The sequence below is a fragment of the Streptococcus sp. 4094 genome, from assembly GCF_013277125.1.
Lineage (GTDB): Bacteria > Bacillota > Bacilli > Lactobacillales > Streptococcaceae > Streptococcus.
On the sequence record NZ_VMMI01000018.1, the window covers coordinates 1 to 22,747 of the forward strand.

The following is a 22,747-nucleotide window of genomic DNA, read 5'->3' on the forward strand; positions in this document are numbered from 1 at the left end:
GCCTTGAATACAGCCATCAACGAAGGTGCCAATACAGACGGTAAGACAGAAGCAAGTAAAGCAGCCTACGAAGACGCGAAGACAAAAGCTACCGAAGCCGTAACAAAAGCTGAGGAAGTGATTGGCAACGCGAGCGCTACAGAAAAAGACGTAGCGGATGCGAAAGCGAAAGTAGACGAAGCTAAGGAAAAACTTGCGGAAGCCAAATCCGGCTTGGTAGATAAACCAACTTCTGTACCAAGTAATGATGGCAACACTAACGACAGTGCTAACACCAACAACGGTGATAATACCGACAATAGCAGTAACAGCAATACTAGTGGCGACACTAATAACAGTGCTAACACGAACAACGGCGGTACTACCACCCCTGCTGACAGCAATAGCGACAGTATGACACCAGATAATAGTGGTAACACTCCAGTCCCTGGTGTGACGACAGACGATAGTAGCAACACCACCCCTGCTACTCCATCGTCTACTGTTGGACAGGCTCAAGCAAGTACTCCAGCTCAAGAAACACCAGTTTCTACAAACACTCCAAACAATTCAGGCAATACAGTAACTCCTAGCGAGACTCGTCCTGTTGACAAGTCTGAGCTTGCTCGATTGGTTGAAGAACTAGAAACTCGTTTGAAAGACTTGGATGGTATTGATCAATCTGTCATCGACGCTGCGAAGGTCATTCTCGGAGAGGGTCAAGAAGCCCTTAGAAATGCTGACTTGACAGAGGCAGGCTTGAAAGAGATGACTGCCAAGGTCAAAGAAGCTCTCGAATCCTTGAAAGGTAAGCAAACGACTAAGGATGAAGAAACGAAAGAAACAAGCAAAGAGCAAGGTCATCTTCCATACGGTACGATGATTGGCAGCCTGCTCGCCCTTCTTGGTCTCCTTCTCTTCCTCATCGCTCGTCGCAAGAAAGAGTCAGAACTCAAGAAATTGACCAAGGAATTGACTAAGGTTCTGCAAGAAAACGGCCTTACAAGTGTAGATGCGAAAGTCCTCGACCAAGCACGAGAAGCTCTCGCTCAAGCGGTTGCCTTCCTAGCCAATGAGAAAGAGTCTGACCACACAGAAGATGAGTTGATTGAGAAACTCAAAGCTATTCTTGCTCAGCTAAGATAAGCGACATGTGAAATATCGCAGGCGACCATAGAAGGTACTACATTGCTGGATAATAACTATAGGAAAAGTTAGTCTCAAACCTGTAGTGGGAATATACCAGCTTTTAGCGGGGAAGTGGTTCTGGGAATAGGACACCATCTTTTGGATGGGAATGCTTCCTCCTCTAGTACAAGTAGAAGTCTTTGATGGTAGAGTAAGATAAAGAAGAAACACGAAACAAGTGAGGTAGTTCATGAAACGGAACTGAAACTTACTAGTGTGGACTCTTGAAGGAAGTAGCGGATAGAAAGAAGTGGAGAATCCTCTTTCTATCCGTCTTTCTTTAGGAGTATATGTAAGCGCTTTAAAAATAGAAAGGGTAATGGAATGGGGAAACATGAAAGTAGAAAAAACAAACCTATTTTATTAGTAGGGAATGGAATCAATAGATTATTTGCAAACGAGCCAGAAGATGATGATTCCTTTAATGTAGAAAAGTTTAGAGGCGAAAAAGAAGCTGAGGAATGCTCATTACATGCTGAGATAAGCGAGTCTTTGCGTTTTCCAATGAGGATTTCAGTATTCTATAAGGGGAAAGAAGAAACTGTCGCACAGGAACTAACTGATTTTTTGAAGGATAAGATGACGATTTCAAAAAGGAAGAAAGAGTTTCTTGAAGATTTATTAAACTTAGAAGTAGAGAATATTTTGACGACGAATTACAGCTTTGAATTTGAAAAAACAATTTGTACTAATCCATCTATTGGAAAAATCTTAAATCTATATGGCTATGGGAAAGAGGGTGAAATCAGTAAAAAGGAAAAGGAACTAGGAATTTATCAGTATATAAAATTAAGTGAGAGACAAAAACTATGGCATATACATGGAATAGCAACCAGAAAAAATTCTATTATACTAGGACAATACCATTATGGTTATTTGCTTTCGCAAGTGATAGGATATACGTCTGAATTATTAAGGAGATGGAATTCTAAAAATGATTTTTATCATCATTCATGGATGGATTATTTTGTAAGCAATGATGTGCATATCCTTGGTTTTGCTTTCGATTTAGCTGAAATCGATTTGTGGTGGCTACTCGCATACAAGAAGAAACATTTTGAATTTACAAAGGTGTATTTTTACTCGAAAGTTGGAGATTTAGATGATAATGTGAGAATACTCTTGTGTACATATGGCGTTATTATAAAAGAAATAAATACGGCTGATTATCATGATTTTTATAATCAAGTTATTACTGAAATAAGAAATGGGATAAAAATGGATAGAGATGTTATATAAGAAATTGTAAGAGGTCTGTTCCCTCTTGATAAAATGACTCTCATTTGACTTTTTGCACCAAAAGTAGCATCATATTCGGTGCAAAGGAGGTGTGATAGATGAACGATAAGCAGGAAATAGTAAACAGGATAGAAAATTTTGAATCGAATCAAGTTTTTATAGCAAATGATTTCTTTGATATTGCAGGATATGAAACTGTTCGTAGTACATTAAATCGTCTTGTAAAAGACAAAGAGATTACTCGCATTTTGAAAGGTATTTATTATAAACCAAAATATATAGAACTGATTGGAGAGTATGCAATGGCGTCTGTGGATGAAGTTGCTGATGCTATTGCTAGAAAATATAATTGGACCATTGCTCCATCGGGAAACACAGCCCTTAATTTACTTGGTTTATCTACGCAGGTACCAGCAAAATGGACCTATATATCAGATGGAAGATATGCCAGTTTTAATGTTGGTAAGGCAAGGATAGAATTTAAGCATAGAAATAATGGAGATATTTCAAATATGTCAACCTTAACTGCAATGGTGATACAATCTGTCAAGGCAATGGGGAAAGAGAATATTACTTCTCAGCAGATTGACTACTTACGGAAAAAATTATCTGAAGAAGAAAAGTCAACATTACTAGCTGAAGGTAAAACGACAAGTGCCTGGGTCTATAGTATTATCAAGAAAATATCAGAGGTATAGGGATGTTTGAGGATAAATCGATTGGGAAAAATAAAGCAATTTCTCAGAATGTTTTTAGAAGTCACGGTGTCTATTCTAGCTTCAATCTACTAGAAATTCCATAGATAGAAAACTACATAATCTCTACAGATAGGGCTGATCGAGTTGATGTGAGATGCTTTGGCTTTCTAGGGGAATTGTGGATTGCCAAACTGTATCATTGAAATTATTGCTCAAATTTGTTATGATATAAATATGAATAAAAGTAGACTGGGACGTGGCAGACACGGGAAAAAGAGACATGTATTATTGGCTTTGATTGGTATTTTAGCAATTTCTATTTGCTTATTAGGCGGATTTATTGCTTTTAAAATGTATCAGCAAAAAAGTTTTGAGCAAAAGATTGAATCGCTCAAAAAAGAGAAAGACGATCAATTGAGTGAGGGAAATCAGAAGGATCATTTTCGTAAGGGTCAAACCGAAGTGATTGCCTATTATCTTCTCCAAGGGGAGCAAGTGATTTCCTCTGTTAAGGAGCTGATAAATCAAGATATTAAGGACAAGCTAGAAAGTAAGGACAATCTTGTTTTCTACTATACAGAGCAAGAAGAGTCAGGTTTAAAGGGAGTCGTCAATCGTAATGTAACCAAACAAATCTATGATTTAGTTGATTTTAAGGTTGAAGAGACTGAAAAGACCAGTCTAGGAAAGGTTCACTTAACAGAAGATGGGCAACCTTTTACACTTGACCAACTGTTTTCAGATGCTAGTAAGGCTAAGGAACAGCTGATAAAAGAAATCACCTCCTTTATAGAGGATAAAAAAATAGAGCAAAACCAGAGTGACCAGATTGTAAAAAGCTTCTCTGACCAAGACTTGTCTGCATGGAATTTTGATTACAAGGATAGTCAGATTATCCTTTATCCAAGTCCTGTGGTTGAAAATTTAGAAGAGATAGCCTTGCCAGTATCTGCTTTCTTTGATGTTATCCAATCTTCGTACTTACTTGAAAAAGACGCAGCCTTGTACCAGTCTTACTTTGAAAAGAAACATCAAAAAGTTGTCGCTCTAACCTTTGATGATGGTCCAAATCCAGCAACGACCCCGCAGGCATTAGAGACCCTAGCTAAATATGGTGTTAAAGCCACTTTCTTTGTGCTTGGGAAAAATGTTTCTGGGAATGAGGACTTGGTGAAGAGGATAAAATCTGAAGGTCATGTTGTTGGAAACCATAGTTGGAGCCATCCGATTCTCTCGCAACTTTCTCTTGATGAAGCTAAAAAGCAGATTACTGATACTGAGGATGTGCTAACTAAAGTGCTGGGTTCTAGTTCTAAACTCATGCGTCCGCCTTATGGAGCTATTACAGATGATATTCGCAATAGCCTCGATTTGAGCTTTATCATGTGGGATGTGGATAGTCTGGACTGGAAGAGTAAAAATGAAGCAGCTATTTTGACGGAAATTCAGCATCAAGTAGCTAACGGCTCTATCGTTTTGATGCATGATATTCACAGTCCGACAGTCAATGCCTTGCCAAGGGTCATTGAGTATTTGAAAAATCAAGGTTATACCTTTGTGACCATACCAGAGATGCTCAATACTCGCCTAAAAGCTCATGAACTGTATTATAGTCGTGATGAATAAGCAAGAAAAAATAGGTCTGTCAGATATGTGATAGACTTATTTTTTACATAAGATAGTACTAATTAGTAAAAAAATTTATGCTATAAATGATAAATAATACTCAATGAAAATCAAAGAGCAAACTAGGAAACTAGCCGCAGGTTGCTCAAAACATGGTTTTGAGGTTGTGGATAGAACTGACGAAGTCAGTAACAATACCTACGGCAAGGCGACGTTGACGTGGTTTGAAGAGAGTATAAAATAGAAGGAGAAGCATATGAATACCTATCAATTAAATAATGGAGTAGAAATTCCAGTATTGGGATTTGGAACTTTTAAGGCTAAGGATGGAGAAGAAGCCTATCGTGCAGTGTTAGAAGCCTTGAAGGCTGGTTATCGTCATATTGATACGGCAGCGATTTATCAGAATGAAGAAAGCGTTGGTCGTGCCATTCAAGATAGCGGAGTTCCACGAGAGGAATTGTTCGTAACTACCAAGCTTTGGAATAGTCAGCAAACCTATGAGCAAGCTTGTCAGGCTTTTGAAGAGTCTTTAGAGAAGCTGGGCTTGGACTATTTGGATTTGTATTTGATTCATTGGCCAAATCCAAAACCGCTCAGAGAAAATGACCAATGGAAAATCCGAAATGCAGAAGTTTGGAGAGCGATGGAAGACCTCTATCAAGAAGGGAAAATCCGTGCTATAGGTGTTAGTAATTTTCTTCCCCATCATTTGGATGCCTTGCTTGAAACAGCAAAAATTCTTCCGGCGGTCAATCAAATCCGCTTGGCGCCAGGTGTCTATCAAGAGGAAGTTGTAGCTTACTGTAGAGAAAAAGGAATTTTATTGGAAGCTTGGGGCCCTTTTGGTCAGGGAGAACTGTTTGATAGCAAGCAAGTCCAAGAAATCGCAGCAAATCACGGAAAATCGGTTGCTCAGATAGCCTTGGCCTGGAGCTTGGCAGAAGGATTTCTACCACTTCCAAAATCTGTCACAGCCTCTCGTATTCAGGCTAATCTTGATTGCTTTGGAATTGAATTGAGCCATGAGGAACATGGAACCTTAAAAACGATTGCTGTTCAATCTGGTGCTCCACGAGTTGATGATGTGGATTTTTAGAAAATCATAAAAAGAATTGTACATTATTCTAATTTTTGATATAATAGTCAACAGGAAAGAAAGTCTTATGGCGTTCTTCAAGCGAGCTTGGGATAGTGGGAGCCAAGTAGGGCAAAATAATGAGCTGGCGCTTTCTGTAGTATTTTCAAAAACAATGAAGTAATAAATTAGGGTGGAACCGCGTTTCTGACGCCCCTAGGTTAAATCAACCTAGGATTGTCAGATGTGGTTCTTTTGCTTATTCAGTCTATTGTGTGAAAGAAAGGAGAGACGTGGAAAACCTTTATCTTGTAAAAGACGATAGCCAACTAGTTGCATTTCGTGATTTTGTAGTAAGAAATACTGAAAAGTTGAAAGATTATCAATCTTTTTTAAAGAATGAACTTGCAGTCTGTGATTTACCGCAAGCCGTTATTTGGTCAAGTTTTAATGCTGCTACACAGATTATTAGGGAAAGCGCTGTTCCAGCCTATACAAATAATAGACGAATGGTTATGACGCCTGATTTAGCTGTTTGGAAAGAGTTGTATTTGTATCAGTTGCTGAACTACGAGTGTTCTCAGCAAACTCAAGCAATAGAAAGTCACTATCATTCTTTATCTGAAAATTTCCTCTTACAGATTGTAGGACATGAGCTAGCTCATTGGTCGGAGCATTTTTTAGATGATTTTGATGGTTACGACTCTTATATCTGGTTCGAAGAGGGGATGGTTGAATATATTAGTCGCAAGTATTTCTTAACAGAAGAGGAATTTCAAGCGGAAAAAATTTGTAATCAATCTCTCGTAGAACTTTTTCAGAAGAAGTATGGTTGGCATTCATTGAATGATTTTGGTTCTTCGACTTATGATAAGAACTATGCAAGTATTTTTTACGAATATTGGCGTAGTTTTTTGACAATAGATAAGTTGGTAGAAAATCTAGGTAGTGTACAAGCGGTCTTCGATTCTTATCATTTATGGGCAAATACAGATAAAACTCTTCCCTTGTTAAATTGGTTTGTTCAGCAGAAATTAATTGAAAAAGAAATATAAAAACTAAAGGAGTAAACAATGTCTAAGAAATTAACATTTTACTGCGTCAGTGGCAGAGACCTCCTTACAGTCGGGCTGCTCCACGCTCAGCACTAGAGTGCCTGAGCTAGACGCAGTACTAACTCGTCTTGCCTCGTATGATTGACGAGGCAGACTCGTGTCGCAAGTAATTTATAAAAAAGGAGTAAATAATGTCTAAAAAATTGACTTTCCACTGCGTCAGTGGCAGAAACCTCCTTACAGTCGGACTGCCCCACGCTCAGCACTAGAGTGCCTGAGCTAGACGCAGTACTAACTCGTCTTGCCTCGTATGATCGATGAGGCAGACTCGTGTCGCAAGTAATTTATAAAAAAGGAGTAAAAAATGTCTAAAAAATTGACTTTCCACTGCGTCAGTGGCAGAAACCTCCTTACAGTCGGACTGCCCCACGCTCAGCACTAGAGTGCCTGAGCTAGACGCAGTACTAACTCGTCTTGCCTCGTATGATCGACGAGGCAGACTCGTGTCGCAAGTAATTTATATAAAAAGGAGTAAACAATGTCTAAGAAATTAACATTTCAAGAAATTATTTTGACTTTGCAACAATTTTGGAATGACCAAGGTTGTATGCTTATGCAGGCTTATGATAATGAAAAAGGTGCGGGAACGATGAGTCCTTACACTTTCCTTCGTGCTATCGGACCTGAGCCATGGAATGCAGCTTATGTAGAACCATCACGTCGTCCTGCTGACGGTCGTTACGGGGAAAACCCTAACCGTCTTTACCAACACCACCAGTTCCAAGTGGTTATGAAACCTTCTCCATCAAATATCCAAGAACTTTACCTTGAGTCTTTGGAAAAATTGGGAATCAATCCTTTGGAGCACGATATTCGTTTCGTTGAGGACAACTGGGAAAACCCATCAACTGGTTCAGCTGGTCTTGGTTGGGAAGTTTGGCTTGATGGGATGGAAATCACCCAGTTCACATATTTCCAACAAGTAGGTGGATTGGCAACTGGCCCTGTGACTGCGGAAGTTACCTATGGTTTGGAACGCTTGGCTTCTTACATCCAAGAAGTAGATTCTGTCTATGATATCGAGTGGGCTGATGGTGTAAAATACGGAGAAATCTTTATCCAGCCTGAGTACGAGCATTCAAAATATTCATTTGAAATTTCGGACCAAGAAATGTTGCTTGAAAACTTTGATAAGTTTGAAAAAGAAGCTGGTCGTGCATTAGAAGAAGGCTTGGTACACCCTGCCTATGACTATGTTCTCAAATGTTCACATACTTTTAACCTTCTTGATGCGCGTGGTGCCGTATCTGTAACAGAGCGCGCAGGCTATATCGCTCGTATCCGTAACTTAGCCCGTGTCGTAGCTAAAACCTTTGTCGCAGAACGAAAACGCCTAGGCTACCCACTTTTAGATGAAGCAACACGAGCTAAACTCTTAGCAGAAGACGCAGAATAAAGAGAGTGACAAATTACGAAAATGGGCGAACAGTGTGAGCCCTGAACCAGTTGCCGCAGTGATGAAGGTATCCTTAGTGAAGCTAAGGATACTAGGCAAAATTGGAGACTTTTGGCTCCAATTTTAGCAATGAAACAACGAAGTTGGTTGCTTGCGTGCCAATCACATAAGGCAAACTGGAAAATAAAAAGATATTTTTCGGAGAAAAAACATGACAAAAAACTTATTAGTAGAACTCGGTCTTGAAGAATTACCAGCCTATGTTGTTACACCAAGTGAAAAACAACTAGGTGAAAAAATGGCAGCCTTCCTCAAGGAAAACCGCCTGTCTTTTGAAGCTATTCAGACCTTCTCAACACCACGTCGTTTGGCTGTTCGTGTAACTGGTTTAGCAGACAAACAGTCTGATTTGACAGAAGATTTTAAGGGGCCAGCAAAGAAAATTGCCTTGGATAGTGATGGCAACTTCACCAAAGCAGCTCAAGGATTTGTCCGTGGAAAAGGCTTGACTGTTGAAGATATCGAATTCCGTGAAATTAAGGGTGAAGAATATGTCTATGTTACCAAGGAAGAAATTGGTCAAGCAGTTGAAGCCATTGTTCCTGGTGTTGTAGATGTTTTGAAGTCATTGACTTTCCCTGTCAGCATGCATTGGGCTGGAAATAGCTTTGAATACATTCGTCCTGTTCACACTTTAACCGTTCTTTTAGATGAAGAAGAGTTTGATTTGGATTTCCTTGATATTAAGGGAGGTCGTGTGAGCCGTGGTCATCGTTTCTTGGGGAAAGAAACCAAAATTCAGTCAGCATTGAGCTATGAAGAAGACCTTCGTAAGCAGTATGTAATCGCAGATCCACGTGAACGCGAGCAAATGATTGTTGACCAAATTAAGGCAATCGAAGCTGAACACAGTGTACGTATCGAAATTGATGCTGATTTGCTTAATGAAGTCTTGAACTTGGTTGAATACCCAACTGCCTTTATGGGAAGTTTTGATGCCAAATACCTTGAAGTTCCGGAAGAAGTCTTGGTGACTTCGATGAAGGAACACCAACGTTACTTTGTTGTTCGTGATCAAGATGGAAAACTATTGCCAAACTTCATTTCTGTTCGTAATGGAAATGCAGAGCATTTGGAAAATGTTATCAAAGGAAATGAAAAAGTCTTGGTAGCCCGTTTGGAAGACGGAGAATTCTTCTGGCGTGAAGACCAAAAATTAGTTATTTCTGACCTTGTTGAAAAATTAAACAATGTGACCTTCCATGAGAAAATTGGTTCCCTTCGTGAACACATGATTCGTACTGGTCAAATTGCTATTCTCTTGGCAGAAAAAGCAGGCTTGTCAGCGGATGAAACGATTGACCTAGCCCGTGCAGCAGCCATTTACAAGTTTGACTTGTTGACAGGTATGGTTGGCGAATTTGACGAGCTTCAAGGAATTATGGGTGAAAAATATGCCCTTCTTGCTGGGGAAACTCCAGCGGTAGCAGCTGCTATTCGTGAACACTACATGCCTACATCAGCCGAAGGAGAACTTCCAGAGAGCAAGGTCGGCGCAGTGCTTGCCATTGCAGATAAATTGGATACGATTTTGAGTTTCTTCTCAGTAGGCTTGATTCCATCAGGTTCTAATGACCCGTATGCCCTTCGTCGTGCGACCCAAGGTGTGGTTCGTATCTTGGATGCTTTTGGTTGGCACATTGCTATGGACGAGCTGATTGATAGCCTTTATGCTCTAACATTTGACAGCTTGACTTATGAAAATAAGGCAGAGGTTATGGACTTTATCAAGGCTCGTGTTGATAAGATGATGGGATCTACTCCAAAAGACATCAAGGAAGCCGTTCTTGCAGGTTCAAACTTTGTTGTGGCGGATATGTTGGAAGCAGCAAGTGCTCTCGTAGAAGCAAGCAAGGAAGAAGACTTTAAACCATCTGTTGAATCACTTTCTCGTGCCTTTAACTTGGCTGAGAAGGCAGAAGTAGTAGCTACAGTTGATTCAGCTCTCTTTGAAAATGAAGAAGAGAAAGCCTTGGCAGAAGCAGTAGAATCACTTGTTTTGTCAGGGACTGCAAGTCAACAATTGAAACATCTCTTTGCGCTTAGCCCTGTCATCGATGCCTTCTTTGAGAATACTATGGTTATGGCTGAAGATCAGACTGTTCGACAAAATCGTTTGGCAATCTTGTCGCAATTAACCAAGAAAGCAGCTAAACTTGCACGTTTTAACCAAATCAATACCAAATAAAATCTGTTAAACGGATTAAATCTTATCATAAAGGAGAGAAACATGGATCCTAAAAAAATTGATCGTATCAACGAACTTGCTAAAAAGAAAAAAACAGAAGGCTTGACCCCAGAAGAAAAAGTAGAACAAGCCAAACTACGTGAGGAGTACATCGAAGGTTATCGTCGCACTGTTCGTCATCACATTGAGGGAATCAAAATTGTAGACGAAGAAGGGAACGATGTTACACCAGAAAAACTACGCCAAGCCCAACGTGAAAAAGGGTTACATGGCCGTAGTCTTGATGACCCAAATTCATAATCAGTATTCTTTCTTTTAACAAGGATAGATAAAATAATACCAAAAGACTAGCAGATACAAACTGCTAGTCTTTTTTAACTAAAAAAGGAACCAAAATGGTTCCTAAAACTATCATTAGTAACTTGCACCAGCTGTAGCGTCTGCGCCACCACCGTGACCTCCAGCATCACTTGAATCAGAAGCTCCAGATGTAGCATCTGCTCCGCCATGTCCTCCAGCAGGAGCTGCAGCATTTCCACCAACTAGACGTTGACCAGTTGTTTCCAAGTACCAATCGAGCCATGGTTGGAAATTGAAGATGATTTCATTGATTCCAGCATATGAACCATCTGGATAGTACATTGCCTTGTAGTTATGTGTATTGATAACACCTTCAGGTGTTCCCGGCACAATTGTACGGACATATTCTTGATCTCCGTTACGTAGTACACCGACAACCCATTCAACGTTTTTCATTCTTTCAGGTGGTAGGGAAGCATGTACTGTTCCTAGTCGGCTACCTGCTTGAACGCGCACACGTTTACCATACATTGTATTTGGATCTTGATGGGCGTTATTATAGTACAAGAATTGGTTATTATCATCCGCATATGTCAACTCAAATGGCATTGCTTTCAAGAACATATCAATTTGGTTAACTGTCAAGATACCGTGGTCTAATTTAACGTAAGTATCTCCTGAAACAGCTCCAACAAGCTCAGCTGCTTTTTCTACCCATTCAGGATCATCAGGGTCAACACCTTGAATTGTAGTTGCGATTGGTTTTGTACAATATAAATCTTCTGGTGCGATTGGTTTTGGTTTTTTCAATTTTGAAACGACTCCCACATATTTTACAAAGTTGTCTAAACATGTTTCAAGGAAATTAACAGTTCCTTCATTTGTTATATTCCCATCAACATCAAAAGCTTCTTTGGCTTTACCAAGAAGGAATTCATTTCCTGGAAGAGTGTAGGCATTGACACCTGGAGCGTCAAGAATCTTACGAAGGTGAACTTGGGCACGAGAAGTACCTTGGTCGTAGTAAGAAGCTCCCACAATCATAACTGGTTTGTTTTCAAATGGATGAACTTCGTATGAAAGCCATTCAAGAACCGATTTTAGAGAAGCTGAGATTGTGTGGTTGTGCTCAGGAGTAGCAATAATGACACCATCAGCACGAGTAATTTTGTTATATAAATAACGTAATTGGAAACTTTCATCCCATTTTTCGTCTTGGTTAAACATTGGAACTTCATCAATTTCGAGAACTGCTAATTCAAATTTGAGTTTGAAGTGACGACGGATGAATTCCAAGAGTTTACGGTTATATGATTGATCGTAGTTTGATCCTACAAGTCCAACAAATTTCATTCTTTTTGGTCTCCTATCTTACAAATTTTCCCAGTCAAAGTCTTCAGCATCTTTGCGAAGTAGGGCTTGTGCGTTGCGCAATTTTTCTGTGATTTTTACAAAGATACGGAAGTCGTCAAAAGTGGCATCCAGTTTTTTAATAACATCAAGATCTACTAGGTCTCCACTTGGGTTAAAGGCTTGAAGAGAATGTGAAAGCAAGAATTCATCAGGAAGGACACTTGCTTTGATTTCTGGAGCATTCAAGATTTGGCGAAGTTGCATTTGAGCACGTGATGAACCGAGTGTACCGTAAGAAGCACCTGTAATCATGATTGGTTTGTTCAAGAGTGGGTAAATACCATAAGACAACCAAGCAAGAGCGCTCATCAAAACAGCTGGGATAGAGTGGTCATACTCAGGAGTACCGATAATAACGCCATCTGCCTCTTCGATTTTAGCAGCAATTTCCAATATTTCAGCAGGTACTTGCTTGTCAGCTGGTTTATTGAAGACAGGAATGTCTTTGATTTCAACAAGTTCAATTTCAGCTTTGTCAGCAAAGTGTTTTTGCATGTATTGAAGCAATTGACGGTTTGTAGAACGTTTTGAATTTGTTCCAACAATAGCAATAAGTTTTAACATGAGATTTCCTTTCTCTTTTTACATAATACGATTTTAAAACTCCATTGAAACATTTGTCTCTATAGAGTAGGAATTCCTGAAGAACAACTTAGGTGACCTTCTTTATCGATGAGGATGGCTTCGATGCCCTCCAAACTTTCGACTTGCCAGAGGATAGAAGCAGGTCTTTCTCCAAAGAGTCGAGTTGTCCAGATTTCGCCATCAACTGATTTATCAGAGATGATTGTGAGACTAGCGAGTTCTGTTTCAACAGGATATCCTGTCTGACTGTCAAAAATATGATGGTAATCTTTTCCATCGACTGTCAGGTGACGTTCATAAATGCCTGAAGTCACGACAGATTGATTGACAACAGGGATAGTCATTAAGTGATTTCCCCTCGGATTGGCTGGGTCTTGAATTCCGATTTGCCAAGGCTGATTTCCTCTTGCCTGATTTTTTCCAATGGTCAGGATATTCCCTCCCAGATTGATTAAGGCAGATGTCACTCCCTCTTCTCTAAGAAATTGTGCAACCTTATCCGCACTATAACCCTTGGCTAAACAACCAAGATCGATCTTCATTCCTTTCTGTTTTAAAAACACAGTGGAAGTAGAAGAATTTAACTCGATATCATGAGGATTGATTAGAGGCAGCACCGCTTCAATTTCTTGAGGCTGGGCGACCTTGGCATCTGAAAAACCGATGCGCCAGGTTTGAATTAGGGGACCAATGCTGATATTGAGATGGCTAGAGGGTGCTAGGCTATGCTCTAACCCAAGTGAAATCAGTTCAAACAGGTCTGGATGAACTTTGACTGGAGCAATTCCAGCTTGATGATTGATTTCCATCAACTCAGATTCTTGGCTATTGGCATTGAAGCGGTATTCTAGCTCTCTGAGTAAATCAAAGGATTTTTGGAGCAAGCTATCTGCTCGCTCATCTACTAATGAAATAGTGATAGTGGTCCCCATTAGCCGTTCAGAATGTGAACTAAGAGGCAAGCTACCAACTCCTTTCTCTTATAGAAAATAAGTTGTAATATCAAGCAATCATCTAAATTGAAGCCCTTACATTTTATTTTCATGTTATTAGAATACCATAAAGTTAGACTTTTCACAAATAAAATTTGGAAAAAGTCAAGAAATATGCTCATAAAATTCATGAGGCTTGAAAACAGGATAAATGGGGGATTATTTTTGATAAAAAATGCTGAAATAATAGTAAACCACTTGTAAACGCTAACAGTAAATGTTATACTAGTAGAGTAAATTTAAAATTGAAGGTAGGAATTTTTCTATGAGTAAAATCGTTGTAGTCGGTGCTAACCACGCTGGTACAGCATGTATCAATACCATGTTGGATAATTTTGGAAATGAGAACGAAATTGTTGTATTTGACCAAAACTCTAACATCTCTTTCCTAGGATGTGGAATGGCCCTTTGGATTGGGGAACAAATTGACGGTGCTGAAGGCTTGTTCTATTCTGATAAAGAAAAATTGGAAGCTAAAGGTGCTAAGGTTTATATGAATTCACCAGTTCTTTCAATCGACTATGATAACAAAGTAGTTACAGCGGAAGTTGAAGGAAAAGAGCACAAAGAATCATACGAAAAATTGATTTTCGCTACAGGTTCTACACCAATCTTGCCACCAATCGAAGGTGTTGAAATTGTTAAAGGAAACCGCGAATTTAAAGCAACTCTTGAAAACGTACAATTCGTGAAATTGTACCAAAATGCAGAAGAAGTCATCGAAAAACTTGCTGACAAGAGCAAGCACCTAGAGCGCATCGCTGTTGTTGGTGGTGGTTATATCGGTGTTGAACTTGCTGAAGCCTTCGAGCGTCTTGGAAAAGAAGTTATCCTTGTTGATATCGTAGATACTGTCTTGAACGGTTACTATGACAAGGACTTCACACAAATGATGGCTAAGAACTTGGAAGACCACAACATCCGCTTGGCGCTTGGTCAAACAGTAAAAGCTATCCAAGGTGATGGAAAAGTAGAACGTTTGGTAACAGACAAAGAAACATTTGATGTGGATATGGTTGTTCTTGCGGTTGGTTTCCGTCCAAATACAGCTCTTGCTGATGGTAAGATTGAACTCTTCCGCAACGGTGCCTTCCTTGTAGACAAGAAACAAGAAACATCAATTCCAGGTGTATTTGCAGTTGGTGACTGTGCGACTGTCTATGATAATGCTCGTAAAGACACTAGCTACATTGCCCTTGCTTCAAATGCTGTTCGTACTGGTATTGTTGGTGCCTACAATGCTTGTGGACATGAATTGGAAGGAATCGGTGTGCAAGGTTCAAACGGTATCTCAATCTATGGTCTTCACATGGTTTCAACTGGTTTGACTCTTGAAAAAGCGAAAGCTGCAGGTTACAATGCGACTGAAACAGGCTTTAACGATCTTCAAAAACCAGAATTCATGAAACATGATAACCATGAAGTAGCAATCAAGATTGTCTTTGATAAAGATAGTCGTGAAATTCTTGGTGCTCAAATGGTATCACGTGATTCTGCTATCAGTATGGGAATCCATATGTTCTCACTTGCTATCCAAGAGCATGTTACAATTGATAAATTGGCATTGACAGACCTCTTCTTCTTGCCACACTTCAACAAACCATACAACTACATCACAATGGCTGCCCTTACAGCTGAAAAATAAAATTTGATGAGCTATCTGGCCTTAAGTCAAGGTCAGATAGTTTTTTTAGTCAATGTGTACCCATACAATTATGATTTTTTTATCTTGTGATTCATTCTGTTCTGACTTAAAATGAAAAGGTAGCTACCAATACAAATGATGAGGATAAAACAAATGACTGAAAATAGATATGAATTAAATAAAAACTTAGCACAGATGCTCAAAGGTGGGGTTATCATGGACGTTCAGAACCCTGAACAAGCCCGTATTGCAGAGGCTGCTGGTGCGGCTGCTGTTATGGCCTTGGAGCGGATTCCAGCTGATATTCGTGCAGCTGGTGGAGTTTCCCGTATGAGTGATCCAAAGATGATTAAGGAAATCCAAGAAGCGGTTAGTATTCCAGTAATGGCCAAGGTCAGAATCGGGCATTTTGTTGAAGCTCAGATTTTAGAGGCTATTGAAATTGACTATATCGATGAGAGTGAAGTTTTATCTCCAGCTGACGACCGTTTCCATGTGGACAAGAAAGAATTCCAAGTTCCTTTTGTCTGTGGAGCTAAGGACTTGGGTGAAGCCTTGCGTCGTATCGCTGAAGGTGCTTCTATGATTCGTACAAAAGGAGAACCAGGTACAGGGGATATCGTCCAAGCTGTTCGCCATATGCGAATGATGAATCAGGAAATTCGCCGCATTCAAAATCTACGTGAGGACGAACTTTATGTTGCTGCTAAGGACTTGCAAGTCCCTGTAGAATTGGTCCAATATGTTCATGAACATGGAAAATTGCCAGTTGTAAATTTCGCTGCTGGAGGCGTTGCAACGCCAGCAGATGCTGCGTTGATGATGCAATTAGGGGCAGAGGGGGTCTTTGTCGGTTCAGGTATTTTCAAGTCAGGAGATCCTGTTAAACGAGCGAGTGCCATTGTTAAGGCTGTGACTAACTTCCGTAATCCTCAAATACTAGCCCAAATCTCTGAAGATTTAGGAGAAGCTATGGTTGGTATCAATGAAAATGAAATTCAAATTCTCATGGCTGAGCGAGGAAAATAGATGAAAATTGGAATATTGGCCTTGCAAGGTGCCTTTGCAGAACATGCAAAAGTGCTAGATCGATTAGGTGTCGAGAGTGTTGAAATCAGAAATCTAGATGATTTTCAGCAGTATCAGAATGGCTTGTCGGGTTTGATATTACCTGGTGGTGAGTCTACAACCATGGGCAAGCTCTTACGAGACCAGGACATGCTGATTCCCATTCGAGAAGCCATTCTTTCTGGATTACCAGTATTTGGAACCTGCGCGGGCTTAATTTTGCTGGCTAGGGAAATCACTTCTCAGGACGAGAGTCATCTTGGAACCATGGATATGGTGGTCGAGCGCAATGCCTATGGGCGCCAATTAGGAAGTTTCTACACGGAAGCAGAATGTAAGGGAGTCGGTCAGATTCCAATGACCTTTATCCGTGGTCCGATTATCAGTAGTGTTGGAGTGGGTGTAGAAATTCTAGCAAGAGTTGATAATCAAATCGTTGCAGCCCAAGAAAAAAATATGCTGGTAACTTCTTTTCATCCAGAATTGACTGATGATGTGCGCTTGCACCAGTATTTTATTAATATGTGTAAAGAAAAAAGTTGAGATTGAATTTCTCAACTTTTTTACATGTAATAAACAATGGCGATGTATTGGAGTGCGGACGCAGCTAGGATAAAGAGATGCCAAATCATGTGGAAATAAGGTTTTTTCTTGGCATAAAATCCAGCTCCAACTGTATAAGAAAGTCCGCCAGTTACCATGAGGCTCCAAAAGATTGGTGTTGTTTGACTGATAATGGCAGGAATGATAGCCAGAACCAACCAGCCCATAATCAGGTAAAGAGCAAGGCTGAATTTCTCATTGACCTTTTTAGCAAAGATTTTATAGAGAATACCAAAGATGGTCGTTCCCCATTGGATGGCAATAATTAGATAGCCAAACCAGTTATTCATCAAGGTTAAGACGACTGGCGTATAAGAGCCTGCGATAGCCACATAAATCATCGAATGGTCGATGATTCTCAAGACGTATTTGTGGGTTGAACCGTAGGCCATAGAGTGATAAATGGTGGATGAGAGGAACATGAGAAAGAGACTGATGACGAAAATGGAAACGCCGATAGAGGATAAAAATCCGTGTGCTTCATAACTATAGGTGGATGAAATGGGGAGTAAGATGAGCATGATGACTGCACCTACGGCATGGGTCACACTATTAGCAATCTCTTCTCCAAAACTGAGTTGTTTGCTGAGTTTAAGACTAGTGTTCACTTGATTACCTCCTCTTGAGTATGATGGATTAAGGCTAGGGTTTGATGATAGAGTTTAACGGTTTGGCAGCTGGTTTGGATAATGGGGTTAGCTGGATCAATTCCTTGGTTCATGTAGTCCACAAAAGCATCGTAGAGTTGGTCTGAACTTGCTTGAGTTTGGAGAGTATTCAGTGTCTGAGCTATTTCTTGAATCGAAAATACAGATTTGAGGGTTGTGATAGCAATCAGACGGGCAATCTGTTGGCGTTGGTATTTTTTCTTGTCAGGCTTTGTCAGATAACCATGTTTGACATAGTTATTGACCATGGATGCTGTTAGACCCTTATCTTTATCTGGAGAGACAGGGGCGCAGACCTGATTGACATAGAGCAAAACCTGGTCCAGATAGAGGTCAATGTTTGGAATTTCTGCCCATTTTGGGTAGGAAAAGGTAGTTTTCATTTTCAACTCCTTTTTATCTAGTTTTGATAACTAGATTATAAAATAACAAAAACAGAAAGTCAAGTTTTAACTGCTTGTGAAAAGGCTTAAATTATGCTATGATGGGAGAAACTAGTCAGAAATGAGGAGAAAAGATGGAGATTCGTTTAGCTTTTCCAAATGAAGTAGATGACATCATGCAAGTGATGGAGGATGCTAAAAAATGTTTAGCGGATGCTGGTAGTGACCAGTGGCAAAATGGTTATCCAAATGCTGATATTATTATTGAAGATATTATCTCAGGTCAAGCCTATGTAGCCTTGGAAGATGGAGAACTATTAGCCTATGCTGCTGTGACCAAGAGTCCAGAGGCAACCTATGAAGCCATTTATGAAGGAAAATGGCAAGCTGGAGAGTCAGAATACCTAGTCTTTCACCGTATCGCTGTGGCAGCAGATGTCCAGGGACAGGGGGTTGCTCAGACTTTCCTAGAAGGCTTGATTGAAGGATTTGATTACCTAGATTTTCGATCAGATACGCATGTTGCAAACAAGGCTATGCAACATATTTTTGAAAAACTCGGATTTAAACAGGTTGGTAAGGTTCCAGTTGATGGCGAACGCTTGGCCTATCAAAAATTGAAGAAATAATGCAAAAGAAGTACGTAAAAATGCGCTACTTTTCGCCAATAGGAACCTTGTCTTTGGTTGCCGACGAGCAATATCTGTATGGCATTTGGGTGCAGGAGCAGAAGCATTTTGAGAGGGGACTAGGAGATGAGACGATAGAAGCAGTTGTTAGTCATCCCATTTTAGACCCAGTTATTACTTGCTTAGATGCTTACTTTAAAGGAAAGTCTCAGGATTTATCCAACTTGCCCTTGGCTCCAATCGGAACAGATTTTGAAAAGCGAGTTTGGTCCTATTTACAGGAAATTCCTTATGGTCAGACAGTGACCTATGGTCAAATAGCCCAAGATTTGCAAGTGGCTTCTGCTCAAGCAATTGGTGGAGCGGTGGGACGCAATCCTTGGTCTATCCTAGTACCTTGTCACCGTGTGCTGGGAGCAGGCAAGCGTCTGACAGGTTATGCTGCAGGAGTGGAAAAGAAAGCCTGGCTCTTGGAGCATGAAGACGCAGATTTTAAAGATAGAAACAATAGAAAGTGAAACACATGTTAGAATTTATCGAATACCCAAAATGTTCAACTTGTAAAAAAGCAAAACAAGAATTAAACCAACTCGGTGTGGACTATAAAGCCGTTCATATCGTCGAAGAAACACCTAGCCAAGAAGTCATTTTAAACTGGCTAGAAACCTCAGGGTTCGAGTTGAAGCAATTTTTTAACACCAGTGGGATCAAATATCGTGAATTAGGGCTGAAAGATAAGGTAGGAAGTCTGTCAAACCAAGAAGCGGCTGAGTTACTAGCAAGTGACGGTATGTTGTTAAAACGGCCCATTTTAGTAGAAAATGGAACTGTTAAGCAAATTGGTTATCGAAAACCTTATGAAGAATTGGGATTGAAATAGTTTTTACTTATCTCTTTGATAGATAAAATATATAACCTCCCTGTTTCAAAGTATGATAAACTAGTAGGTAGACAAAGTCTGTATCTGACCGTAGCAAATAATTTCATTGACGGCAGAAGTATGGTAGAATGAATCATTATCAGGAGAGGATGTTTTTATGAATGTTACAACGATTTTAGCATCAGATTGGTACCAAAACTTGATGCAATTGATTCCGGATGGCAAGCTGTTTAGCCTGCGTTCGGTCTTTGATGGAATCCCGAGAATTGTCCAACAACTTCCAACAACGATTATGTTGACAATTGGTGGTGCCTTTTTTGGCTTGGTTTTGGCGCTTCTTTTTGCCATTGTGAAGATCAATCGTGTTAAGATTTTATATCCCTTGCAGGCCTTCTTTGTTAGTTTCTTAAAAGGGACACCGATTTTAGTGCAACTAATGTTGACCTACTACGGAATTCCTTTGGCTTTGAAAGCCCTCAATCAGCAATGGGGCACTGGTCTCAATATCAATGCGATTCCAGCTGCTGCTTTTGCGATTGTCGCCTTTGCCTTTAATGAGGCAGCTTATGCTAGTGAAACCATTCGTGCAGCCATTCTCTCAGTTAATCCTGGTGAGATTGAGGCGGCACGCAGTCTGGGCATGACCCGAGCACAAGTTTATCGTCGAGTGATTATTCCAAATGCAGCAGTTGTGGCGACTCCAACCTTAATCAATTCCCTAATCGGCTTGACCAAGGGAACTTCCCTAGCCTTCAGTGCGGGCGTTGTGGAAGTCTTTGCCCAAGCTCAGATTTTGGGTGGAGCTGATTACCGCTATTTTGAACGCTTTATCTCCGTTGCCCTTGTTTATTGGGTAGTCAATATCGGAATTGAAAGCCTCGGTCGTTTCATCGAGAGAAAAATGGCTATTTCTGCACCTGATACAGTGCAAACAGATGTGAAAGGAGACCTTCGTTAATGATTAAGATTTCGAATTTAAGCAAATCCTTTTCAGGACAGACTGTCTTGGATCATCTGGACTTGGATATTCAAAAAGGGGAAGTTGTAGCCTTGATTGGTTCTTCAGGAGCTGGAAAATCAACCTTTCTTCGCAGTCTCAATTATCTTGAAACACCTGACAGTGGCTCGATTCAGATTGATGATTTCTCTGTTGATTTTTCTAAGATCACTCAAGAAGAAATCCTTGCCCTACGCCGTAAGCTGTCTATGGTTTTCCAACAGTTTAATTTGTTTGAACGCCGCACGGCACTTGATAATGTGAAAGAAGGCTTGCTTGTTGTCAAGAAATTATCTGACCAAGAAGCAACCAAGATTGCCAAGGAAGAGTTGGCTAAGGTTGGGCTTTCTGACCGTGAAAACCATTACCCTCGCCATTTATCAGGTGGACAGAAGCAACGGGTTGCCCTAGCACGTGCTCTTGCCATGAAACCAGATGTCTTGCTCTTAGACGAACCAACTTCAGCCCTTGACCCAGAATTGGTCGGTGAAGTAGAAAAGTCTATTGCAGATGCTGCTAAGTCAGGTCAGACCATGATTTTGGTCAGTCATGACATGTCCTTTGTAGCCCAAGTGGCTGATAAGATTCTCTTCTTAGATAAGGGGAAAATCATCGAGTCTGGAACACCGGATGAGATTATCCACCATCCTAAAGAAGAGCGGACAAAAGAATTCTTCGCTAGTTACAAACGGACTTATATTTGATATAATAGATAAAGGAAAACTCAGTTAGCTGGACTAGCTGAGTTTACTCTTTAAAAAAGAAAGAAATGAGAGAAATCATGCTACTGCAACTATTTTCTTTATATTTCGAGAGTTTGATCTTGACCACCATCCTCGTCCTGATTTTTTTAGGGATTTGGATTGGACTGAGAGCCATGTCGGGAGTTGATAAGACAGCCAAGGCTCGCCAAGCCCATCTCTATGATATGATTATGATTGGAGTCTTGGTTGTTCCAGTATTATCCTTTGCGGTTATGAGTTTAATTCTTGTTTTCAAGGCATAATCCTTGCTTGATTGACAAGAAAGAGTTAGAATAAAGATAGTTACAACAAGAAAGAAGGAATCTATATGTACGATACTATTATTATCGGTGCTGGACCTGCAGGGGTGACTGCAGCCTTGTATGCTGCTCGAAGCAATTTGAAAGTAGCCTTGATTGAAGGTGGTCTGCCAGGCGGTCAGATGAATAATACATCTGATATCGAAAATTACCCAGGATATGCTAATATTAGTGGGCCTGAATTGGCTGAAAAGATGTTTGAACCGCTTGAAAATCTTGGTGTTGAGCACATTTATGCTTATGTTGAAAATGTCCAAGATCATGGTGATTTTAAGAAAGTGATGACCGATGACCAAACATATGAAACTCGTACAGTTATCGTAGCAACTGGTTCTAAACACCGTCCTTTGGGAGTACCTGGAGAAGAAGAACTAAACAGTCGTGGTGTTTCATACTGTGCCGTGTGTGATGGTGCCTTCTTCCGTGACCAAGATTTGTTGGTAGTTGGTGGCGGAGATTCAGCTGTCGAAGAAGCCCTCTTCTTGACTCGTTTTGCTAAGACTGTTACCATTGTTCACCGTCGTGACCAACTTCGTGCCCAAAAGGTTTTACAAGACCGCGCCTTTGCGAATGAGAAAATCAGCTTTATCTGGGATTCTGTAGTCAAGGAAATCAAGGGTGAAAACCGAGTAGAATCTGTCGTATTTGAAAATGTGAAAACAGGTCAAGTGACAGAGCAAGCCTTTGGTGGTGTCTTTATCTATGTTGGTTTGGACCCTGTTAGCGATTTTGTTAAAGAATTGAATATTCAAGACAAGGCTGGATGGATTGTGACAGATAATCACATGAAAACTGCAGTTGATGGTATTTTTGCGGTTGGAGATGTTCGCTTGAAAGACCTTCGCCAAGTTACAACAGCAGTTGGAGATGGAGCTATCGCTGGTCAAGAAGCCTATAAATTTATCACAGAACATAGTTAATCATAAAAAAGTTTCCAATCAGATGACTGGAAAC

The 22,747-nt window shown here is 40.3% G+C and carries 26 protein-coding genes; 20 read left to right on the plus strand and 6 right to left on the minus strand.

Going from position 1 to position 22,747, the window contains the following annotated elements; translation table 11 throughout:
- The 10 genes from HT721_RS05260 to HT721_RS05310 form a co-directional block, all read left to right on the plus strand.
- Positions 1-1,125: FIVAR domain-containing protein (locus tag HT721_RS05260; protein WP_173229211.1), on the plus strand; the 1,125-nt coding region annotated here is incomplete at its 5' end.
- A gap of 366 nt (positions 1,126-1,491) precedes the next feature.
- Positions 1,492-2,406, plus strand: coding sequence for a hypothetical protein (locus HT721_RS11105; protein WP_240149963.1), 915 nt, complete (start codon positions 1,492-1,494; stop codon positions 2,404-2,406).
- A 98-nt stretch (positions 2,407-2,504) separates the two neighbouring features.
- Complete coding sequence (locus tag HT721_RS05275) at positions 2,505-3,104, plus strand: DUF6088 family protein (protein ID WP_173229213.1); 600 nt, start codon at positions 2,505-2,507, stop codon at positions 3,102-3,104.
- Between the two features lie 234 nt (positions 3,105-3,338).
- Positions 3,339-4,730: a peptidoglycan-N-acetylglucosamine deacetylase PgdA gene (gene pgdA / locus HT721_RS05280; RefSeq protein WP_173229215.1), complete on the plus strand. Its 1,392-nt coding sequence runs from the start codon at positions 3,339-3,341 to the stop codon at positions 4,728-4,730.
- Between the two features lie 103 nt (positions 4,731-4,833).
- On the plus strand, positions 4,834-4,974 hold the full coding sequence (locus HT721_RS11110) for a hypothetical protein (RefSeq protein ID WP_240149964.1): 141 nt from the start codon (positions 4,834-4,836) through the stop codon (positions 4,972-4,974).
- Positions 4,975-4,986: 12 nt separating this feature from the next.
- Positions 4,987-5,829 carry an aldo/keto reductase gene (locus HT721_RS05290; protein WP_173229217.1) on the plus strand — a complete coding sequence of 281 codons (843 nt, stop codon included), beginning with the start codon at positions 4,987-4,989 and terminating at the stop codon, positions 5,827-5,829.
- Between the two features lie 272 nt (positions 5,830-6,101).
- Positions 6,102-6,863: an elongation factor Tu gene (locus tag HT721_RS05295; protein WP_173229219.1), complete on the plus strand. Its 762-nt coding sequence runs from the start codon at positions 6,102-6,104 to the stop codon at positions 6,861-6,863.
- 538 nt (positions 6,864-7,401) lie between these two features.
- Positions 7,402-8,319, plus strand: a complete 918-nt coding sequence (gene glyQ, locus HT721_RS05300; protein ID WP_000038733.1) for a glycine--tRNA ligase subunit alpha — start codon at positions 7,402-7,404, stop codon at positions 8,317-8,319.
- A gap of 211 nt (positions 8,320-8,530) precedes the next feature.
- The gene (glyS, locus tag HT721_RS05305) at positions 8,531-10,567 is read left to right on the plus strand and encodes a glycine--tRNA ligase subunit beta (protein ID WP_164226730.1); all 2,037 of its coding nucleotides are present in this window, start codon (positions 8,531-8,533) and stop codon (positions 10,565-10,567) included.
- Between the two features lie 42 nt (positions 10,568-10,609).
- Positions 10,610-10,867 carry a DUF896 family protein gene (locus HT721_RS05310; RefSeq protein WP_050261374.1) on the plus strand — a complete coding sequence of 86 codons (258 nt, stop codon included), beginning with the start codon at positions 10,610-10,612 and terminating at the stop codon, positions 10,865-10,867.
- Positions 10,868-10,981: 114 nt separating this feature from the next.
- Here the strand turns inward: HT721_RS05310 and HT721_RS05315 are convergent, their stop codons facing one another.
- Genes HT721_RS05315 through HT721_RS05330 form a run of 4 tightly spaced genes read right to left on the minus strand, consistent with a single transcriptional unit; the run spans position 10,982 to position 13,979 of the window.
- Complete coding sequence (locus tag HT721_RS05315; RefSeq protein ID WP_173229222.1) at positions 10,982-12,220, minus strand: NAD(P)H-dependent oxidoreductase; 1,239 nt, start codon at positions 12,218-12,220, stop codon at positions 10,982-10,984.
- 18 nt (positions 12,221-12,238) lie between these two features.
- Positions 12,239-12,844: an NADPH-dependent FMN reductase gene (locus HT721_RS05320; RefSeq protein ID WP_033677008.1), complete on the minus strand. Its 606-nt coding sequence runs from the start codon at positions 12,842-12,844 to the stop codon at positions 12,239-12,241.
- A gap of 59 nt (positions 12,845-12,903) precedes the next feature.
- The gene (locus HT721_RS05325) at positions 12,904-13,827 is read right to left on the minus strand and encodes an FAD:protein FMN transferase (protein ID WP_173229224.1); all 924 of its coding nucleotides are present in this window, start codon (positions 13,825-13,827) and stop codon (positions 12,904-12,906) included.
- Positions 13,797-13,979 carry a hypothetical protein gene (locus HT721_RS05330; protein WP_173229241.1) on the minus strand — a complete coding sequence of 61 codons (183 nt, stop codon included), beginning with the start codon at positions 13,977-13,979 and terminating at the stop codon, positions 13,797-13,799. The genes HT721_RS05325 and HT721_RS05330 overlap by 31 nt, the downstream gene beginning before the upstream one ends.
- A gap of 143 nt (positions 13,980-14,122) precedes the next feature.
- Here HT721_RS05330 and HT721_RS05335 point away from each other — a divergent pair, with 143 nt between their 5' ends.
- The 3 genes from HT721_RS05335 (at position 14,123) to pdxT (ending at position 17,113) form a co-directional block, all read left to right on the plus strand.
- Positions 14,123-15,502: an FAD-dependent oxidoreductase gene (locus tag HT721_RS05335; protein WP_112444188.1), complete on the plus strand. Its 1,380-nt coding sequence runs from the start codon at positions 14,123-14,125 to the stop codon at positions 15,500-15,502.
- A gap of 153 nt (positions 15,503-15,655) precedes the next feature.
- Positions 15,656-16,531, plus strand: a complete 876-nt coding sequence (gene pdxS, locus HT721_RS05340; protein ID WP_000138517.1) for a pyridoxal 5'-phosphate synthase lyase subunit PdxS — start codon at positions 15,656-15,658, stop codon at positions 16,529-16,531.
- Complete coding sequence (gene pdxT, locus HT721_RS05345) at positions 16,532-17,113, plus strand: pyridoxal 5'-phosphate synthase glutaminase subunit PdxT (protein ID WP_173229226.1); 582 nt, start codon at positions 16,532-16,534, stop codon at positions 17,111-17,113. It abuts the gene before it with no gap.
- Between the two features lie 20 nt (positions 17,114-17,133).
- Here the strand turns inward: pdxT and HT721_RS05350 are convergent, their stop codons facing one another.
- Positions 17,134-17,781 (minus strand): hemolysin III family protein, encoded by a 648-nt coding sequence (locus HT721_RS05350; RefSeq protein WP_049509562.1) that lies wholly within the window; start codon positions 17,779-17,781, stop codon positions 17,134-17,136.
- Complete coding sequence (locus HT721_RS05355) at positions 17,778-18,224, minus strand: DUF1836 domain-containing protein (RefSeq protein WP_173229229.1); 447 nt, start codon at positions 18,222-18,224, stop codon at positions 17,778-17,780. Before HT721_RS05355 ends, HT721_RS05350 begins: the two co-directional genes overlap by 4 nt.
- Before the next feature lie 134 nt (positions 18,225-18,358).
- On the opposite strand from HT721_RS05355, the gene HT721_RS05360 reads away from it, so the two are divergent.
- The 7 genes from HT721_RS05360 (at position 18,359) to trxB (ending at position 22,713) form a co-directional block, all read left to right on the plus strand.
- On the plus strand, positions 18,359-18,853 hold the full coding sequence (locus tag HT721_RS05360) for a GNAT family N-acetyltransferase (RefSeq protein ID WP_173229231.1): 495 nt from the start codon (positions 18,359-18,361) through the stop codon (positions 18,851-18,853).
- Positions 18,853-19,371: a methylated-DNA--[protein]-cysteine S-methyltransferase gene (locus tag HT721_RS05365; protein ID WP_173229233.1), complete on the plus strand. Its 519-nt coding sequence runs from the start codon at positions 18,853-18,855 to the stop codon at positions 19,369-19,371. Before HT721_RS05360 ends, HT721_RS05365 begins: the two co-directional genes overlap by 1 nt.
- 5 nt (positions 19,372-19,376) lie before the next feature.
- The gene (locus HT721_RS05370; protein WP_000889092.1) at positions 19,377-19,733 is read left to right on the plus strand and encodes an arsenate reductase family protein; all 357 of its coding nucleotides are present in this window, start codon (positions 19,377-19,379) and stop codon (positions 19,731-19,733) included.
- A gap of 157 nt (positions 19,734-19,890) precedes the next feature.
- Positions 19,891-20,691, plus strand: coding sequence for an amino acid ABC transporter permease (locus tag HT721_RS05375; RefSeq protein ID WP_001103446.1), 801 nt, complete (start codon positions 19,891-19,893; stop codon positions 20,689-20,691).
- The gene (locus tag HT721_RS05380; RefSeq protein WP_049511344.1) at positions 20,691-21,434 is read left to right on the plus strand and encodes an amino acid ABC transporter ATP-binding protein; all 744 of its coding nucleotides are present in this window, start codon (positions 20,691-20,693) and stop codon (positions 21,432-21,434) included. The genes HT721_RS05375 and HT721_RS05380 overlap by 1 nt, the downstream gene beginning before the upstream one ends.
- A 77-nt stretch (positions 21,435-21,511) precedes the next feature.
- Complete coding sequence (locus HT721_RS05385) at positions 21,512-21,736, plus strand: DUF4059 family protein (protein ID WP_000926599.1); 225 nt, start codon at positions 21,512-21,514, stop codon at positions 21,734-21,736.
- 65 nt (positions 21,737-21,801) lie between these two features.
- A complete protein-coding gene (gene trxB, locus HT721_RS05390) occupies positions 21,802-22,713 on the plus strand; it encodes a thioredoxin-disulfide reductase (protein WP_173229235.1) in 912 nt (303 codons plus the stop codon).
- Positions 22,714-22,747 lie beyond the last annotated feature (34 nt).

Coding starts and splice junctions, on each gene's coding strand:
- HT721_RS11105 (WP_240149963.1), top strand. CDS start 1,492: ATGGGGAAACATGAAAGTAGAAAAAACAAACCTATTTTATTAGTAGGG.
- HT721_RS05275 (WP_173229213.1), top strand. CDS start 2,505: ATGAACGATAAGCAGGAAATAGTAAACAGGATAGAAAATTTTGAATCG.
- pgdA (WP_173229215.1), top strand. CDS start 3,339: ATGAATAAAAGTAGACTGGGACGTGGCAGACACGGGAAAAAGAGACAT.
- HT721_RS11110 (WP_240149964.1), top strand. CDS start 4,834: ATGAAAATCAAAGAGCAAACTAGGAAACTAGCCGCAGGTTGCTCAAAA.
- HT721_RS05290 (WP_173229217.1), top strand. CDS start 4,987: ATGAATACCTATCAATTAAATAATGGAGTAGAAATTCCAGTATTGGGA.
- glyQ (WP_000038733.1), top strand. CDS start 7,402: ATGTCTAAGAAATTAACATTTCAAGAAATTATTTTGACTTTGCAACAA.
- glyS (WP_164226730.1), top strand. CDS start 8,531: ATGACAAAAAACTTATTAGTAGAACTCGGTCTTGAAGAATTACCAGCC.
- HT721_RS05310 (WP_050261374.1), top strand. CDS start 10,610: ATGGATCCTAAAAAAATTGATCGTATCAACGAACTTGCTAAAAAGAAA.
- HT721_RS05315 (WP_173229222.1), bottom strand. CDS start 12,220: ATGAAATTTGTTGGACTTGTAGGATCAAACTACGATCAATCATATAAC.
- HT721_RS05320 (WP_033677008.1), bottom strand. CDS start 12,844: ATGTTAAAACTTATTGCTATTGTTGGAACAAATTCAAAACGTTCTACA.
- HT721_RS05330 (WP_173229241.1), bottom strand. CDS start 13,979: ATGAGCATATTTCTTGACTTTTTCCAAATTTTATTTGTGAAAAGTCTA.
- HT721_RS05335 (WP_112444188.1), top strand. CDS start 14,123: ATGAGTAAAATCGTTGTAGTCGGTGCTAACCACGCTGGTACAGCATGT.
- pdxS (WP_000138517.1), top strand. CDS start 15,656: ATGACTGAAAATAGATATGAATTAAATAAAAACTTAGCACAGATGCTC.
- pdxT (WP_173229226.1), top strand. CDS start 16,532: ATGAAAATTGGAATATTGGCCTTGCAAGGTGCCTTTGCAGAACATGCA.
- HT721_RS05355 (WP_173229229.1), bottom strand. CDS start 18,224: ATGAAAACTACCTTTTCCTACCCAAAATGGGCAGAAATTCCAAACATT.
- HT721_RS05360 (WP_173229231.1), top strand. CDS start 18,359: ATGGAGATTCGTTTAGCTTTTCCAAATGAAGTAGATGACATCATGCAA.
- HT721_RS05365 (WP_173229233.1), top strand. CDS start 18,853: ATGCAAAAGAAGTACGTAAAAATGCGCTACTTTTCGCCAATAGGAACC.
- HT721_RS05370 (WP_000889092.1), top strand. CDS start 19,377: ATGTTAGAATTTATCGAATACCCAAAATGTTCAACTTGTAAAAAAGCA.
- HT721_RS05375 (WP_001103446.1), top strand. CDS start 19,891: ATGAATGTTACAACGATTTTAGCATCAGATTGGTACCAAAACTTGATG.
- HT721_RS05380 (WP_049511344.1), top strand. CDS start 20,691: ATGATTAAGATTTCGAATTTAAGCAAATCCTTTTCAGGACAGACTGTC.
- HT721_RS05385 (WP_000926599.1), top strand. CDS start 21,512: ATGCTACTGCAACTATTTTCTTTATATTTCGAGAGTTTGATCTTGACC.
- trxB (WP_173229235.1), top strand. CDS start 21,802: ATGTACGATACTATTATTATCGGTGCTGGACCTGCAGGGGTGACTGCA.